Consider the following 16,178-nt stretch of genomic DNA (forward strand, 5'->3'; position numbering starts at 1 on the left):
CCTCCGCGATTATAATGTTGCGCTTTATGTCGAAGTTTGATTCGTTGTTCACTTATGTTTGTGCTTCTTCTGTGGTTGCTGCTTCTTCTGTGGCCGGAGCTTCTTCTGTAGCTGCCGCTTCTTCTCCAGCCGGCGCTTCCGGAGCAACTACAGCTTCAGCCGGCGGCTTCTCGGCATTCTCCACGATAATGCTCGCCTCATTCTCAAACTGATTGCTGGCAAACCATGATTCATGCAGAGATACGATCCACCACTCATCGCTATTGGGCTGCTTCTGAATGGAGTAGCCATTGTTGCTGACTGCACTCGCTTTGCCCCCGGCATACGTGTATTCCTCAGATCCATCAAACCGAATTTCATCGCCTGATAGAACTATATTCTCAGGATTAACTGCCACTCTTGCCAGATACAGCTTTTCTTCCGATGGCCCTGTTATATTGGCAACAAGCTGCTTATAGGTCCACTCGTCAGGATCGAATCCTGTAATCAAGGAAGCATCCCCCGTATTAGTCGCTTTCGTCCACGACACATTCGCCTTTAGCACTATATCTGCAACAATTTGAGCCACTTCTTTATTAACCACAAGCTTGATCGTATCCGTATCAATGGATGCAGGATCAAGACTTTCCGTCGTCTCGATTGTCTTGCCTAGATAAGATCCGCTAACCTCCAGCTTCATCTCTTTAGGCGCAGGCGAGATATCGATCCACTGCATCGATGAATCCTGATCCTGTCCAAGCTCAACCCCATTCAGCTTGAATGTAATGTCTTTGAACGTAGGAACAGGCACTGAAACATTGCTTTGCACCAAATACTCCAGATTTAGTGTTTCGGCACTGTTATTGATCAGGCTCACTGTGCCTTCCAGCTGCTCTGTGCCGCCATAGGCGTTGGATACCCCAATGCTGTACTTATAAATGGCAGGCCATAGCTCTGAATAGCTTCCTGTATCATTCTTCAACGTGCCCAGGGCGCTCTCAATTTTCCAATTCTCCGGCTTCTCAACCTTAAGCGAGGATACGTTGACCTTGAAGCTCCACTTCGTGCCCCGCCAGCTGCTTTCTTTCACCAGAATGAACGGTCCGTAGAAGCTATTCGGCTCTGCTGCATGGTCATTATCACTGCCAGCATGCCCTGATAGAATAGTTAAATTGGCCGCTTGTTTGAAATAACGTGCATACTCCGCAGCAGTTTCCTCGGTGAAGGCCTGCTTGAACGCCTCCATGGAGGCCGCTTCCTTCAAGCTGTCTTGTGAAGGATCCAGATAGCTTGCCAGTTCATCCACATTGCGTTCCGTAATTGCCTGCTGCACCAATTCATTCAATTTCTCCGGCGTAGCCGGCCCATATGTATAATGGGCAATTCCATATGCGATAGCTGCCAAGCCAACAACACCGATTATGACGCTCGCAAGCACCTTCGCCCTCTTGCTCATCGCAATCTTCGGTACGGTTATCTTTGGCGAGGAGGGCTCTTGAAGCTCTTCTCCGCCCACGGGATTGCCGCAGCCGCCGCAGAAACGAGTTCCTGCGGCGACTTGTGTTCCACATGTTCCACAATACACGCTGTCATCCTCCTAGTCTTTCATTGACAAGCTACATAATAAGAGAAGATAACAGCATAACAACAACCAGATACAGCGCTATGCTCAGACCTACGAATGACAATCGGCGTTCCTTTGACACTTCGAACAAATCAGACGAAGTCATCAGCGCAATAACAAGAGCTGTCAGCAGGTTGATAAACAGCAGCAGAAATCCAAAGCGAAGACTGACTAACGTACACAGGCCTGCCAGAATAAAGCCCGCACCGAACGTGTATTGCAAACCGCCCAAGTAAGTAACAACATCCTTGAACGACAGCGTACGGGCTCCCCGCCAATTGCCGATCAGCCAGATCGTGCCGAATAGCGCTGCCAGCGAGATAAGTCCCAGAAGGAACATTTGCCCGAACATGGAAGACGTCGAAGAGCCTCCGTCAAAGTCGGTGAAATCACTCATCCCGCCGAATCCAAACAGTCCCAGAATGGTATCCTCCAGCTTCTTAGCCATAAGCCAGGCACCGATCATAAATCCGATAAGAGATGCAACAATACCAAGAATACCGTAGATCAAATCCTTGCCCGTATTAAGATTAAGCGCATTCTGCGGATTTTTGAGCAATGCCAGAATGGTATTGCCGTCCACCTGCTTAAGTGTAGATGCAAAATCATTTCCAGCCGATCCTGCAGGGCTTCCTGCTCCCGCCGGGACCGCAGGGCAATGATGTACTTCGCCTTCCGTCATGCGTTGGCCGCATTTTGTGCAAAAAGACATTTTTATTCCTCCTCGATGTTGTTAATCTGTATTCAAGTGCCGTTTCGACATCTTCACCCATCCAAGACACTGATACGTGATGGTAGTTATAAACCGTGGGCACAATTGCTATCATACCAAATTGTCATGTCGAAGTAAGTCGAAATTTGTCATGATAATAAATAAAAAGGGTGAATACTACTATTTTTTAAGGAAATTTTAGAAAGGAAAATAACATTCCACGCCTTTATTATCCTTTATATTCAAACCTTGAGCGCGCATGGAAATACCCTGATACGCGCACACTATTTGCTGGTCTAACTAACTGTCAGTGGAGGTGAATCATTTGGAGAACAATACGCATAGGGGCAATTACAAAGGGAGCACGACGATGAAGGCGGAGAATCAGGATATGGCGTTCGTGAACGATACGATCGAAGACGCAAAGTCCGTCAGCAACTACTCCGAGAAGAAGAAGCGGACAGATAAATAAAGAGCATATTGACGCTATAGTCCATTAGGCTGTCTCGAAGTAGCTAAATTGCGGAGAGACAGCTACTTTGTATTTCTTTATCGCTCAAAACCAAATCAAGCGGTTGACGTGCATCGATGAATATGCCGCCGCTGCGCGGGTTCGGAGGATTCTTCCGACCCTCCGCTGTGTTCACACTTATTCAACCTCTTATTTTGAAACAAGTAACTTTCTCATAATTAATCAAAAATGATATTGATATACTATTTTTGATAGTATAGTATTTATAATTGTTAAATATTTTTTCCATATATATCATTCTAAGGGGCGCAAGGCGATGACAATGAAAAATTTATTCAACAAAAAAGTTTTAACAGTTATTACAGTCGCATCATTATTAACAGCAATCGGAAGCGTTGTTTATGCTGACTCCGCGATCAAGAAAATCAGTGCATTCCAAAACGGCAACATCGCAATCGAAGTAGATGGTCAGAAGATTAATCTCTCTAGCGAGGATGGCATGCTGTACCCAATCGTCTATCAGGGTCGCAGTTATGTACCTGCAAAGTATGTAGCAGAATCGTTAGGCGCCCGTGTAGACTGGGATAACAAAAGACAAGTCATAACAATTGCTAGCGGTACAGGCGACAACAGTGCGGCGCTTCCTCTTAAAGATGGGAATAGCAGCACAACAGGTTCAAATCAACCGAGTTCGAACTCAAATAAAAACGCTAGTTCAAGCTCAACTACTACCTCAAAACCATCAACTTCAACATCTGCAAGTGTGAATGCGAAGAGCTTTTATCCTAAGAATACAACAGCCCAGACCATGTTCAATGATAATAAAGCTGCTGCAAAGGCACTTATCGGCCTATACGCCAAAGCATTGAAGAGCAAGGATTTAACTGAAGTTAATGCTTGGCTTAAAGCCAATATCCAAAAGGATAGATACGATAACGATGCCTATGATCATAGCTCTTCCAGTTTTAAAGATTCTATTGATGATTATAGAAAGTACTATGAGGACGAATATATCTCCTTTGCCGACAATGCTCTTGCAGCTCTCGCAGCCAATAATCTCTCTTCAAAATCCAAAGTAAATATGGATGAAGAACGCACCAAATGGTTTGAATATTATGTAGAAGTTTCAGATAAATATGTAAGCCCTGTTACAATAGGCGTTGATTTTCTCTATAGTATCAATGAGGATACCAATCAATATTATTTTTCCCAAGTCATATTTCACTAAATAAGCAGAAAAAAGATCAGCCAATTCCCGATAAGGAATTCGGCTGATCTTTTTTAAAATCAGTTTCTAAGCGATTCTCCCTGCAGCTCCGCACGAACACTCAGAAAACGGAAGAATGCCGTGGCCGCTTCAGCTCGCGTTACCTCACGATCCGGCACGAAGCTGCCGTTCGTCAGGCTCATAATGCCCAGTCCTACAGCAATCGCAGCCTGGCCCTTCTGCTCCATATTCCCTGCATCCTTGAACGTGATCGCGAACAGCGAGTCATGCTCGGCAAGCGTATTGTAGCCAAGTGCCCGAACAATCAGCTCCGCCATTTCCTCGCGATTCACCTTGCCCTCCGGATTGAACGTTCCGTCGCCGCGGTCAATCAAATTCTGGTCCAGCGCATTTTGAATGTATGGATAGTAATTGGAGCCCGTCCCCACATCATCAAAGGCTGCACTCTCTTTCGTCTGAGCGCTATACATAATCGGCTGTCGGCCGCTGTTCATGGCAAGCACCAGCATCTTGATCAGCTCGCCCCGCGTAACAACCTGATTCGGCCGCACCTTGCCATCCACAATATCGAGCGCCTTGTACGCTGCCATCAGCTCCAGCTCCCGCTGCGCCCAGTGCCCCTCTATGTCTGCCGCCTTCGGTTTCTCCAGTTGGGTCTTGTCTCCGGTTTCACTGTTCCGCCATTCTCCTGTCCCGGCGTCCAGATACACCGATTCATCCAACAATCGCGGCACAAGGCGATAGACCAGCTTGGTCGTCATCTCTTGCTTGCTCTCGCCGGGTTGGATCTCCCCGGCTGCCATCATAACATTATATTTCTCAACAGGAATTGGTGCCCCATTATAGATGTAGGAGGCCTCCACAATATAAGTAAGCTCCATTTTGTAGACCTTCATCCACGCAGCCGCCGCTTCATCACGCGAGATAATCGGAGGTGTTTTCTCCGGGTATTCAAAGGATGACAACTCGCTGTTGTAATTACGTATTTCACCCGTAACCGCATCAATGGCTATATGCACCTGTGTATTCTCCACACGGGCCCCGTCCACTTTGCGCTGGAACGAGAAATTATACTGCCCGCGTTCCGCTTCCTTGCTGATTTGTTCGATTTCCGTGGCACCAGGCTGAACAATATAAAGCTGATGGGTCAGCCAAGGCAGCTGCTGCTCCACGAACTTGACCGCTTTGCTCTTGATCTCCTCATAGGGCAGCTGCTTCGCTGTCGCAGCATCTCTATTTTGCATATCCGTATACGAATAATAGCTGCGAATCTCGCCTGTGCTGCTGTCCACATAAGCGCTGATTGCGCCTTCCTCTCTTCCATTCTTCGTGGACCGCCAGTTCAGCATCCATGCTGCCCTGGTCTCACCTGTAAATTCATCCACATACTCCTGATAATTCGCTTCTTCCTGAATCGCATCCGCTGGAATGGTGAAGGCATCCTTCACAACCTGCACCGCTTGTTCACGACTTAAGCTTTTGCCGCCCTTCGACCTGCTTCCGAGCGGCTTCTCCGTTAACGGTGTCGCTGACGGCATACGTGAATCTCTATAAGAATCCCTCACAACCTCGCCTGTTATCGCATCAATCGCGATCGGACTCATCATATAGACAAGGAGGGGGTCCTTAGCATTCCTCGCCCCATAGGGGGTGTAATAAACCAGCTCAGGATTGGATGCCTCAAGCAGCTTCGCCTCGGCTCCCTCTGTGCTTAACGCCGGCTTCAACCCTTTAAAGTTAACACCCTCCGCCCAGCTCACATCATAAAAGAGAATGATCCCTTCGCTATCCACCTCTACGTCGATATAGTTGTCCATGAACGGAATATCGCCAACGAGCCGATTGAATCGCAGCGTATGCCGGACCTGACCGTTCAGCGGCGGCTTCAATTCTGCGCCGTAATCGGCGTTGAACTGAAGCTGATCCTTATAGGCAGACGCCATAGAGGAGACAAAGGTGAGCGCGATTTCGCGCGCCTTGTCACGATTCACCTTCAATGGATAAGCAGGCTTCGCGTTAGGATTGTCTATATAGGATTTGTATCCTAGCAATACCCCGCTGTCCGCGTCAATCGATGCCTCAATACTCCCCCTTTGCTTTCCGTTGAGCTTGTATATGAACGATAAATTCCACATATTGCGCTGCTGATTCCAGTCCGAACGTGTATACAAATTCACACTTTGCAGCTTATATTCATCGGGTATCTTCACATAGCCGCGAACGAGCGCCTCCGCCTTCTCCTTCGTTATCGTCGTTTTCACCGCCGCTCCCTCCGTCTTGCCGACATTCGAACCGCTATCTATCACTGCACGGCCGGAATTGGCCTTATCTGCTTGAACAACGCTCGGCACCGCAGCTGTCAAAGCTACAGCGGCTGACAATGCCAGCAGCCAATGCTTCTTTCTTTTGTTCCGTTTGCTCATCATTATTATTACCCTCCCAAGGTGCTCTCTAACATTCAATTTCCTATCTATGCCATACCAATTAATAAAACGCTTACATGTATGTAAAAGTTGCACCTTCCCCTGAAAAAATAGAATAGTAGTTGAACCTGCTCAAGAACCGCTTTTCCGCTTACAGCCACCGATCCATGATCACGCCCATGTAGTGCAGCGGGTCCCACTTTCTTATATATAGAAAAAAGACAGCGAGATCCGCTGCCTTCATCTTCTTTCTTAATAAGCCCCGATAGCTCGATCTTACAGTTGACCGGAGATTTTCGTTTTGAGAGCGTCCTTGGATTGCAGACCCACCATTTTATCGACAGGCTGACCATCTTTGAACAGAATCAGTGTTGGAATGCTCATAACGCCGAATTGGGATGCCAGCTCAGGCTCCTCGTCAACGTTGATTTTTCCAATTACCGCTTGGCCTTGAAGTTCTGTTGAAAGCTCCTCTACGATTGGAAGCTGCATTTTGCAAGGTCCGCACCATGGCGCCCAGAAGTCTACCAATGAAACGCCGCTCTCGATGCTTTTGTTGAAATTGTCTTTCGTCAATGCTACTGCCATATGAAATCATCCTCTCAATATTATTACTGACTCCTTGTATGATAAGGGAGTTCCCGTCACACCTTGCTAATCGAAACGCATTTCTATGCCGATTCACGTGCTGCATTACGTAATTGGTTCACGCAGTTGTTTCACGTAATGATTACGTACTGCTTTCTGCTTGCTGTACTTAGCTTCTGCTGTACTTGTTTCTGCTTGCACGGCATCAGCAATCTTTGCATTCATGAATCTGAACCAGCACATCTGAGATGGTTATTCCGTCAAAATAGATTTCCATCTGCTTCTCGGCCTTGCAGAATATGCTGTCCATCACTTCGTGCATGTTGGAGCCTACGACGCAATCCATATCGGGATCGCCGGAGCACCAGCTTGGAATGACTGAGCCCTGCGCCATCAAGCGGTAAACATCGGCCAAAGTAACCACCGCTGGGTCCAGTGTCAGCCGATACCCGCCACCGGCACCTTCCCGCGTGTCAACATATCCTCCACGCCGCAGACAGCTCATCACCTTGCGTATTCTAGCCGGATTCGTGGACACATTGTCCGCAATCGATTCGCTCGAAGCCATCCGATCACTCTTGTGAGCCAGGAAGACCAGACTGTGTACGGCAATCGTAAATTCGCTGTTCATGCTTTACGGCACCCCGCTTTGTACTGTAATCATATCAGTTACAGTTGGTATTGTCAACGGACGGGAGGCAGTCCTGCTATTATGTGATTGACACGTCAGTTCTATACGATTACAAAGTCGGAGCCGGAGTCTCTGTATTGATATCTGTATCGTATCTGTATTGATATCTGTATCGTATCTGTATTGATATCTGTATCGATCAATGATGAAGAAACACGATGCCTCCGCCGACTAACGGGGACATCTATACATTACCACTTCACCATTATTTGAACCTTGGCCTCGTGCTGTCTCCACCCGCTCCTGTAATGTCAGGCATAACAACTTCAACTGAACAAATCCAATTGTTCCACCTGCTCGCCCTCGGCTTTTGACACAAATGAGCCGCGCGGAGGCAGTTGGCCCAGCATCTCCATCAGCTGCAGCGCATTATCTGCCGCATCGCCTCCGGAATTGTTGTTGAACAGCACACATACCGTTGCAGAGAGAGATTCCAGCCGCTTCAGACGTTCGGCCCACTCCTCCAGCTCCTGCTGGCTATAACGGTATAAATAGCGGACATCCCGCCAATTGGGCTGACCGGCGGCGGATACCCAGCCTTCCTTGTTCCGCCCATGCAGCCGGACGATTGTAAGTGCTTCATCGGATGCGGCTTCAACGATCGGAACCGACCCTTCTCCTGCCTGCGGCTCATCGCAGACCACATGCAGCCAGCCCTCTCGTCTTGCAAAATCAAGCGTCTTATCCCGCATATCATCCCTATACCAGCTCTGATGTCGAAACTCCAATGCGCAGGGCACATCGCCCATTCGCGCCTTCGCCACCCGCAGTGTTTCAACATTGGGCCGGGTACAATCGAACCAAGGCGGGTACTGGAACAGAACGGCCAGCAGCTTGCCCGTCTCCCTAAGCGGCGCGATGGAAGTCAGGAACGCGTTATACATGACTTCCTCATTATCAAAAGATCCGTACGGGCTGCCACGGGAATGTCCAGTCATCCCTTGGTACGCCTTAACGACAAAACGGAAGTCCGCAGGCGTCGCCTCGCCCCATCTTTGCATAAGCGCAGGAGCTTGTACCGCATAGAAAGAGCTGTCGACCTCCACGGTCGACAGCCACTGGGCATAGGCTGGCAGTTTATTGCGGGCCGCCGCTCGAACATCCTTGTACAAGCGGTCATGGTCTCCCCATCCGCACAATCCGATACGGATCATCTACTCAGCAGCCCCTTTCATCGGGTTCTCATCATTATCCTATCAATCCAGCCTGACTTGGTCACCAGCCCCTTAATCCACCAGGCTTCCTCACTGGATCATCCATACACCCAGGCTTGGTCACTCGCCGTCAATCCACGAGCCCTCATCACTAACCCTCATCACTAGCCCGTCGATCATTCAGGCTTCCTCGCTCTTACTCCTCATGGCGGTCCAGCCACTGGCGGATCATCGACAGCAGCTGCGCGCTGTTGACCGGCTTCGTGATGTAATCGGAAGCTCCTGCTTCCAGGCACAGCTCGCGGTCCCCCTTCATTGCCTTTGCCGTTAGCGCAATGATGGGCAAATCCTTGAATCTTTCCTTCTCGCGAATTGCGCGAGTCGTCTCGTAGCCGTCCATTACAGGCATCATAATATCCATCAGCACAATATCGATATCAGACGTATTCTCCAGTATGGAGATAGCATCATGCCCATTCTCTGCTGGAATTACTTTCATATTATGCCGTTCCAATATTGTCGTCAACGCAAAAATATTCCGAATATCATCATCAACGACAAGCACCTTCTTATATTCGATCATCTCATCCGATTGATGCTTCAGCAGCTTCTCCCGCGCCCCTTCCGGCAGATTCTCCGCCAGTCGATGCAGGAACAATGTCGTCTCATCCATCATTTGCACCTGTGATCGCACTTCCTTCACCACAGCCGACTTCAACAGCTCCTCCAATTCGCGCTCTTCTTCACCGGTGAGCTTCCTGCTTGGATAGAACACAACAGGGATATGCTTATTCTTCCCATTGAGCCCCATCTCTCGCACGAACTTCGGAAAGTTCATATCCGGCAGATCATTATCGGCCAGCACGCATTCGAACTCCTTGGACTTCAATTGATTCAACGCTTTTCTGGCCGTATCAACAGCGACAATTTTCAGATCCGAATTATTGATCAGCTCCACATAATGCTTGCGGCGCTGCGCATCATTGGCAACGACAAGCAACTGATGCACCCGCTTGTCCGCGAAGCTGTTCAGCTTGTCCAGCGCATTATCCAGCTCCTCATTATTGACCGGCTTGCAAATATAATCTTTGACCCCCTTGCACATCAGGTCGATTTCATCCTCTTCAACCGATATGACAAGAACCGGAATATGCCGAACCTTCAAATCATTCTTCAAATGCTCGATCACCAGCCAGCCGTCGGTATCCTTTAATCGCAAATCCAACGTAATCGCAACAGGCATATATTTGTGCGCCAGCTCCAGCGCATTGGAGCCCTTGTTCGTGATCACAACCTTGATTCCCTTCTTGCGCAGCATGTCCAATAAAATCTCATTGAATTTCAGATCGTCTTCAATGACCAGGAAGACCCGATCCCCCTCCCGGATATGCTCCCTGTCATCCTCAATCTCCACATCCGGCAGCAAGCTGAAGCTCCGTCCCTGCTTAGGCGGCGTCACATCAATCACTTCGGGCACATATCTGGGCTTGGGATCTGCTTCGATAATTTCTGTGTCCAGCGGCAAATACAGGTTGAACGTGCTTCCCACATTCTCCGCGCTGTGCAGCGTAAGCTCTCCCCCCAGCATGGCGGCAATCTCACGCGAGATTGCAAGCCCCAGTCCTGTGCCTCCATACTCGCGATTGGTGCTTCCGTCCGCCTGCTGGAAAGCTTCGAAAATAATTCCCTGCTTCTCTTCCGGAATGCCGATGCCGGTATCGCTTACGGAGAAGCATAGAACCATTTTCGCCCGGTTCAATAGCTCATTATCGGGACTCCACCCATTCATAGCTCTGCGAATATAGAGCATGATCTGCCCTTTCTGCGTGAATTTGAACGCGTTGGACAGCAGGTTCTTCAGAATCTGCTGAAGCCGCTTCGTATCCGTTACGATAACGCCAGGAACATCAGTGTCTATCTTGATCCGGTAATCCAGCTCCTTATGCTCGACAAGATGGCGGAACGTCCGGTCCAGACCGTCTGTCAGAACGGCTATCGACAATTCATTGTAATCCGGTGATACAGTACCCGACTCAATCTTGGACAGATCAAGGATATCATTGATGAGATTGAGCAGGTCAAGCCCGGAGTCCTGGATCGTCTTGGCGAATTTCACCTGATAGTCGGACAGGTTGGCATCCGGATTCTCAGCCAGTTGCTCGGCCAACAGCAGCAAGGAATTAAGCGGTGTCCGAAGCTCATGCGACATGTTCGCCAAAAACTCGGATTTATATCTGGAGGTCAGCGCCAACTGCTCGGCTTTTTCTTCCAAGAAACGCTTGGCAAGCTCTACCTCGTTATTCTTGCTCTCGACCTCTGCCTTCTGGATGACCAGCAGCTTCGCCTTGTCTTCCAGCTCCTCATTCGTGTTCTGCAGCTCCATCTGCTGCTTCTGCAGCTCCTCCGTAAGCGATTGGGACTGCATGAGCAGTTCCTCCGTCCGCTGGTTCGCCTGCATCGTATTGATCACAATACCGATCGACTCTGTCAGCTGATCCAGGAATGCGATATCGATCGCGCTGAAGGGACGGAAAGAGGCAAGCTCCAGCACAGCCAGCACCTGATCTTCGAAAATAATCGGGAGCAGCACAATATTAAGCGGCGGCGATTCACCAAGACCCGACGAAATAACGACATAATCGCTTGGCACGTTCGTCAGTAGAATACGCTGCTTCTCAATCAGGCATTGCCCCACCAAGCCTTCTCCGGCCCGGAACTGGCTGGAGAGATGCTTGCGCTGCTGATAGGCATAGCTCGCGAACAATGCGAGCGATTGCTCGCCTTTCATTGGCTCGTTGATATAGAATACGCCATGCTGCATCGACACAAGCGGAGCCAGCTCCGACAAAATCATGCGGCATACCGCATTGAGATCCCGTTGTCCCTGGAGCAGCCTGGAGAACTTCGCCAGATTCGTCTTAAGCCAATCCTGCTCCATATTAATCCGCGTCGTTTCCTTCAGATTCCGGATCATCTCATTAATATTGTCCTTGAGCGTAGCGACTTCGCCTGCTGTCGCAACGTCAATCGTGCGCGACAGGTCTCCCTTCGTCACTGCAGTCGCCACATTCGTAATTGCGCGCACCTGAGTCGTCAGCGTGCTCGCCATATAGTTAACATTATCGGTCAGATCACGCCATGTGCCCGCTGCTCCCGGAACATTCGCCTGCCCGCCCAGCTTTCCTTCGGCGCCTACCTCACGGGCTACCGTTGTAACCTGATCCGCGAAGGTTGCCAGCGTGTCGATCATATTATTGATCGTATCCGTCAGCTCCGCGATCTCGCCCTTCGCATCGACCGTCAGCTTCTGCTTCATATTCCCGTTCGCAACAGCAGTAACGACCTTGGCGATGCCTCGCACCTGATCGGTCAGGTTGGTCGCCATAATATTAACGTTGTCGGTCAGATCCTTCCAGATACCCCCGACACCGCGAACCTGAGCCTGACCGCCCAGCTTGCCGTCCGTTCCTACCTCACGCGCCACACGCGTAACCTCAGAGGCGAAGGAATTGAGCTGATCCACCATCGTATTGATCGTATTCTTCAGCTCGAACAGCTCGCCCTTCACATCGACCGTAATTTTCTTGGACAGGTCGCCATTGGCAACAGCGGTCGTTACGCCTGCAATATTGCGCATCTGGATCGTCAGATTGCTCGCCATGTAGTTGACCGTATCCGTCAAGTCCTTCCATGTGCCGGATACGTCCTTCACCTCGGCTTGCGCGCCCAGCTTGCCCTCTGTTCCTACTTCACGGGCCACGCGCGTAACCTCTGCAGCGAAGTTGCTGAGCTGGTCCACCATCGTGTTCATCGTATTCTTGAGCTCCAGAATTTCGCCCTTCACATCAACCGTAATCTTCTTGGACAGATCGCCCTTAGCGACAGCCGTCGTCACCTCGGCGATATTGCGTACCTGGTCCGTCAGATTGCGCGCCATATTATTAACGCCCTCGGTCAAGTCCTTCCATGTGCCGCCGACACCCTTAACCTGCGCTTGTCCGCCCAGCTTGCCGTCGGTTCCTACCTCTCGCGCCACACGCGTAACCTCGGAGGCGAAGGTTGACAGCTGATCCACCATCGTATTGATCGTGTTTTTCAGCTCCAGAATTTCTCCCTGAACGTCCGCAGTAATTTTTTTGCTCAGATCCCCGTTGGCGACCGCTGTTGTGACGACCGCGATATTGCGCACCTGATTCGTCAGATTGGAGGCCATATAATTCACGCTTTCGGTCAAATCGTACCAGGTTCCCGCCACGCCTCGCACCTGTGCCTGTCCGCCGAGAATACCGAGCGTACCTACCTCCCGCGCCACGCGCGTAACCTCGGAGGAGAAGGTCGAGAGCTGGTCCACCATCGTATTGATCGTGTTCTTCAGCTCCATAATCTCGCCCTTGGCATTGACCGTAATCTGCTTGGACAGATCGCCCTTGGCGACCGCTGTCGTCACCTCTGCGATGTTCCGCACCTGATCGGTCAGCGTGCTTGCCATGAAGTTAACGCTGTCGGTCAAATCCTTCCACGTTCCCGATACATCCTTAACATCCGCCTGTCCGCCCAATATCCCCTCATTGGACACTTCCCGCGCCACGCGGGTAACCTCGGAGGCGAAATTGCTAAGCTGGTCCACCATCGTATTGATCGTGCTCTTCAGCTCCAGAATCTCACCCTTGGCATCGACGGTTATCGTCTTCGACAGATCTCCCTTGGCGACCGCTGTCGTTACCTCGGCAATATTGCGCACTTGATTCGTCAGATTGCTCGCCATATAGTTAACGCTCTCCGTCAAATCCCGCCATGTCCCCGCAACGCCGCTAACCTCGGCTTGTCCGCCGAGCCTGCCCTCCGTGCCGACCTCGCGCGCCATACGGGTGACCTCAGAAGCGAAGGTCGAGAGCTGGTCTACCATCGTATTGATCGTATTTTTCAGCTCCAGAATTTCACCTTGAACATCAGCCGTAATTTTTTTGCTCAAATCCCCATTGGCGACCGCCGTTGTAACGACCGCGATATTGCGAACCTGATTCGTCAGGTTGCTCGCCATATAGTTAACGCTCTCGGTCAAATCCCGCCATGTTCCCGAGACGCCCTTAACATCCGCCTGTCCGCCCAGCTTGCCCTCCGTGCCGACCTCGCGCGCCACCCGGGTTACCTCAGAGGAGAACATCGAGAGCTGATCCACCATCGTATTGATCGTATTCTTCAGCTCCATAATCTCACCCTTGGCATTAACCGTAATCTGCTTCGAAAGGTCGCCGTTAGCTACCGCAGTCGTTACCGCCGCGATATTGCGAACCTGATCCGTCAGATTGCTCGCCATATTATTCACACTATCCGTCAGATCCTTCCAAGTGCCGGAGACGCCCTTGACGTCCGCTTGTCCGCCCAGCTTGCCATCGGTTCCGACCTCTCGCGCAACGCGCGTCACCTCGGAGGCAAAGGTGCTGAGCTGGTTCACCATCCTGTTGATATTGTTAGCGGTCCGCAGAAACTCCCCTGTCAGCGCCCGGCCTTCGAACTCCAGCTCCACCTTCTGCGATAGATCCCCTTGAGCTACCGCATTAATAACACGAACCATCTCGCTGGTCGGCTGGATCAGATCGATTACGAGGCCATTGAGCGATCCAACCGCCGTTTCCCACGAGCCTCCCGTATTCTTATGTACGAACCTGCGTGTGAGCTTGCCCTCCTTGCCCACAACTCTGGCGACCGTCTGCACCTCAGACACCATGCTTTCCTGCATCTCCATAATTTCATTGAAGGTGTCCGCCACCTTGCCAGCGATTCCTGTATGATCATAGGGCATGCGATGGGTGAAATCACCCTTCTTGAACGCCATCAACGCATTCAATAACAATCCGGTATCTAATTGTCCATTGCTTGATTCTGATTTCAGGTGCTGATCCGCCATTTTATCCACTCCATATACCGGTTTAGTATATTCTCATATTTCGATGAACGTATAATGCCGCGTCGGGCGGGCTCCTCAGAGATAATGTGCCGCCGCCTGATCAGCATCCGGGTTCCGCTTCGTCTTAATTGTGAACACAATCGTCGCGCCGGCTTCCTTCTCAGGCGCATTTACCCGGATCGCACCACCCATTAGCTCCACTAATGTTTTGCATATGGAGAGCCCCAGTCCCGTTCCGCCGAATTTGCGTCCCGTCGAGGCATCCAATTGGGAGAATGGCTGGAATAGCTGATTCACCTTATCCTCAGGTATGCCAATGCCCGTATCCTTGATAATAAATTCAATCTCAAGCAAATCCTCGGACTCCTCCAGCTTATTGACAATGATGTACACACCGCCTTCATGCGTAAACTTCACTGCATTGCCGACCAGATTGACGAGCACCTGACGAAGGCGGGTCATGTCCCCATAGATAATGACAGGGAGAGACGGGTCCATCGCTACGACCATCTCAAGCTTGCGCTCCCGGGATTCCGCCGTGAACAGATCAACGGTTTCCTCCACGCAATGCTTAAGAACAAATGGCTGCTCCTCCAGCTCCATCTTGCCTGACTCCATCTTGGAGAAGTCCAATATATGATTAATGACCGACAGCAGCGCATTGCTGCTCTTATGAATGATTTCCACCATCTCGGCGTGCTCATCGGCCAGCTTCAACGTCATCAACAGGTCCGACATTCCAATAATCCCGTTCAAAGGCGTGCGGATCTCATGGCTCATCATCGCCAGAAACTCCGATTTCACCCGAGAGGCTACCTCTGCCGCTTCCTTGGCCTGAATCAGCTCATGGTTCGTCTTCTCCAGCTCCTTAGTCTGCTTCTGGAGCAGCTCGCTCTGCCGCTGGAGCGCCTTATTGGTTTCATAGATGCTGACATAGCCCTCAATCTTGGATTTTAAAATTTGTGGAATGAACGGTTTCTTTATATAATCAACTGCGCCAATCGAATAGCCTCTGAAGTCTTGCTCAGCATGATTGGTCGCCGATAAGAAAATAATGGGCACATGCTTCAATTTATCTCTTGTTTTAATAATTCGCGCTGTCTCAAACCCGTCCATATCCGGCATTTGCACGTCCATAACAATAACGGCAAACTCGTCCTCCAGCAGGAAGCGAAGCGCCTCCAATCCAGAATAGGCCCGGAATATCCGGTAAGGCTCGCCAACAAGCACTGCCTCAACGGCAACCAGATTCTCCGGATGGTCGTCCACGAGCAGAATATTGACAGGGTAATCCACATCATCCCTCCTTGCCGCTCACAATTGACACGCTTAATAGTGGACCTTGGATGCGTATACATTCGAACAGCGATAGTCTGCGAGCTTTCGGTCCTCAGGACAA

The 16,178-nt window shown here is 50.3% G+C and carries 9 protein-coding genes and 1 pseudogene; 2 read left to right on the forward strand and 8 right to left on the reverse strand.

From position 1 onward, the window contains the following. Positions 1-52: 52 nt before the first annotated feature. Together L6H65_RS02320 and L6H65_RS02325 are read right to left on the reverse strand one after the other, a co-directional pair. Positions 53-1,564 carry a zinc ribbon domain-containing protein gene (locus L6H65_RS02320; RefSeq protein ID WP_236338725.1) on the reverse strand — a complete coding sequence of 504 codons (1,512 nt, stop codon included), beginning with the start codon at positions 1,562-1,564 and terminating at the stop codon, positions 53-55. A gap of 31 nt (positions 1,565-1,595) precedes the next feature. Then, positions 1,596-2,315 carry a hypothetical protein gene (locus L6H65_RS02325; RefSeq protein ID WP_236338726.1) on the reverse strand — a complete coding sequence of 240 codons (720 nt, stop codon included), beginning with the start codon at positions 2,313-2,315 and terminating at the stop codon, positions 1,596-1,598. 325 nt (positions 2,316-2,640) lie between these two features. Between L6H65_RS02325 and L6H65_RS02330 the strand changes: the two genes are divergently transcribed. Next, on the forward strand, positions 2,641-2,787 hold the full coding sequence (locus L6H65_RS02330; RefSeq protein ID WP_236338727.1) for a hypothetical protein: 147 nt from the start codon (positions 2,641-2,643) through the stop codon (positions 2,785-2,787). Between the two features lie 316 nt (positions 2,788-3,103). Further along, the gene (locus L6H65_RS02335) at positions 3,104-4,015 is read left to right on the forward strand and encodes a stalk domain-containing protein (RefSeq protein WP_236338728.1); all 912 of its coding nucleotides are present in this window, start codon (positions 3,104-3,106) and stop codon (positions 4,013-4,015) included. A gap of 59 nt (positions 4,016-4,074) precedes the next feature. Here the strand turns inward: L6H65_RS02335 and L6H65_RS02340 are convergent, their stop codons facing one another. The 6 genes and pseudogenes from L6H65_RS02340 to L6H65_RS02365 all read right to left on the reverse strand — a co-directional run. Continuing rightward, positions 4,075-6,441, reverse strand: a complete 2,367-nt coding sequence (locus L6H65_RS02340; protein ID WP_236338730.1) for an S-layer homology domain-containing protein — start codon at positions 6,439-6,441, stop codon at positions 4,075-4,077. A 273-nt stretch (positions 6,442-6,714) separates the two neighbouring features. Beyond that, on the reverse strand, positions 6,715-7,026 hold the full coding sequence (gene trxA, locus L6H65_RS02345; protein ID WP_236338731.1) for a thioredoxin: 312 nt from the start codon (positions 7,024-7,026) through the stop codon (positions 6,715-6,717). Between the two features lie 205 nt (positions 7,027-7,231). After that, complete coding sequence (locus tag L6H65_RS02350) at positions 7,232-7,657, reverse strand: RrF2 family transcriptional regulator (RefSeq protein WP_236338732.1); 426 nt, start codon at positions 7,655-7,657, stop codon at positions 7,232-7,234. 326 nt (positions 7,658-7,983) lie between these two features. Next, on the reverse strand, positions 7,984-8,871 hold the full coding sequence (locus L6H65_RS02355) for a DUF72 domain-containing protein (protein ID WP_236338733.1): 888 nt from the start codon (positions 8,869-8,871) through the stop codon (positions 7,984-7,986). Positions 8,872-9,067: 196 nt separating this feature from the next. Continuing rightward, entirely contained in the window at positions 9,068-14,779 is a 5,712-nt protein-coding gene (locus L6H65_RS02360; RefSeq protein WP_236338734.1) for a HAMP domain-containing protein, read from the reverse strand. Positions 14,780-14,902: 123 nt separating this feature from the next. Next, a pseudogene (locus L6H65_RS02365) lies at positions 14,903-16,075 on the reverse strand (response regulator); the annotation flags it as partial. Positions 16,076-16,178 lie beyond the last annotated feature (103 nt).

Source organism: Paenibacillus plantiphilus (assembly GCF_927798095.1).
Taxonomy (GTDB): domain Bacteria; phylum Bacillota; class Bacilli; order Paenibacillales; family Paenibacillaceae; genus Paenibacillus_Z; species Paenibacillus_Z plantiphilus.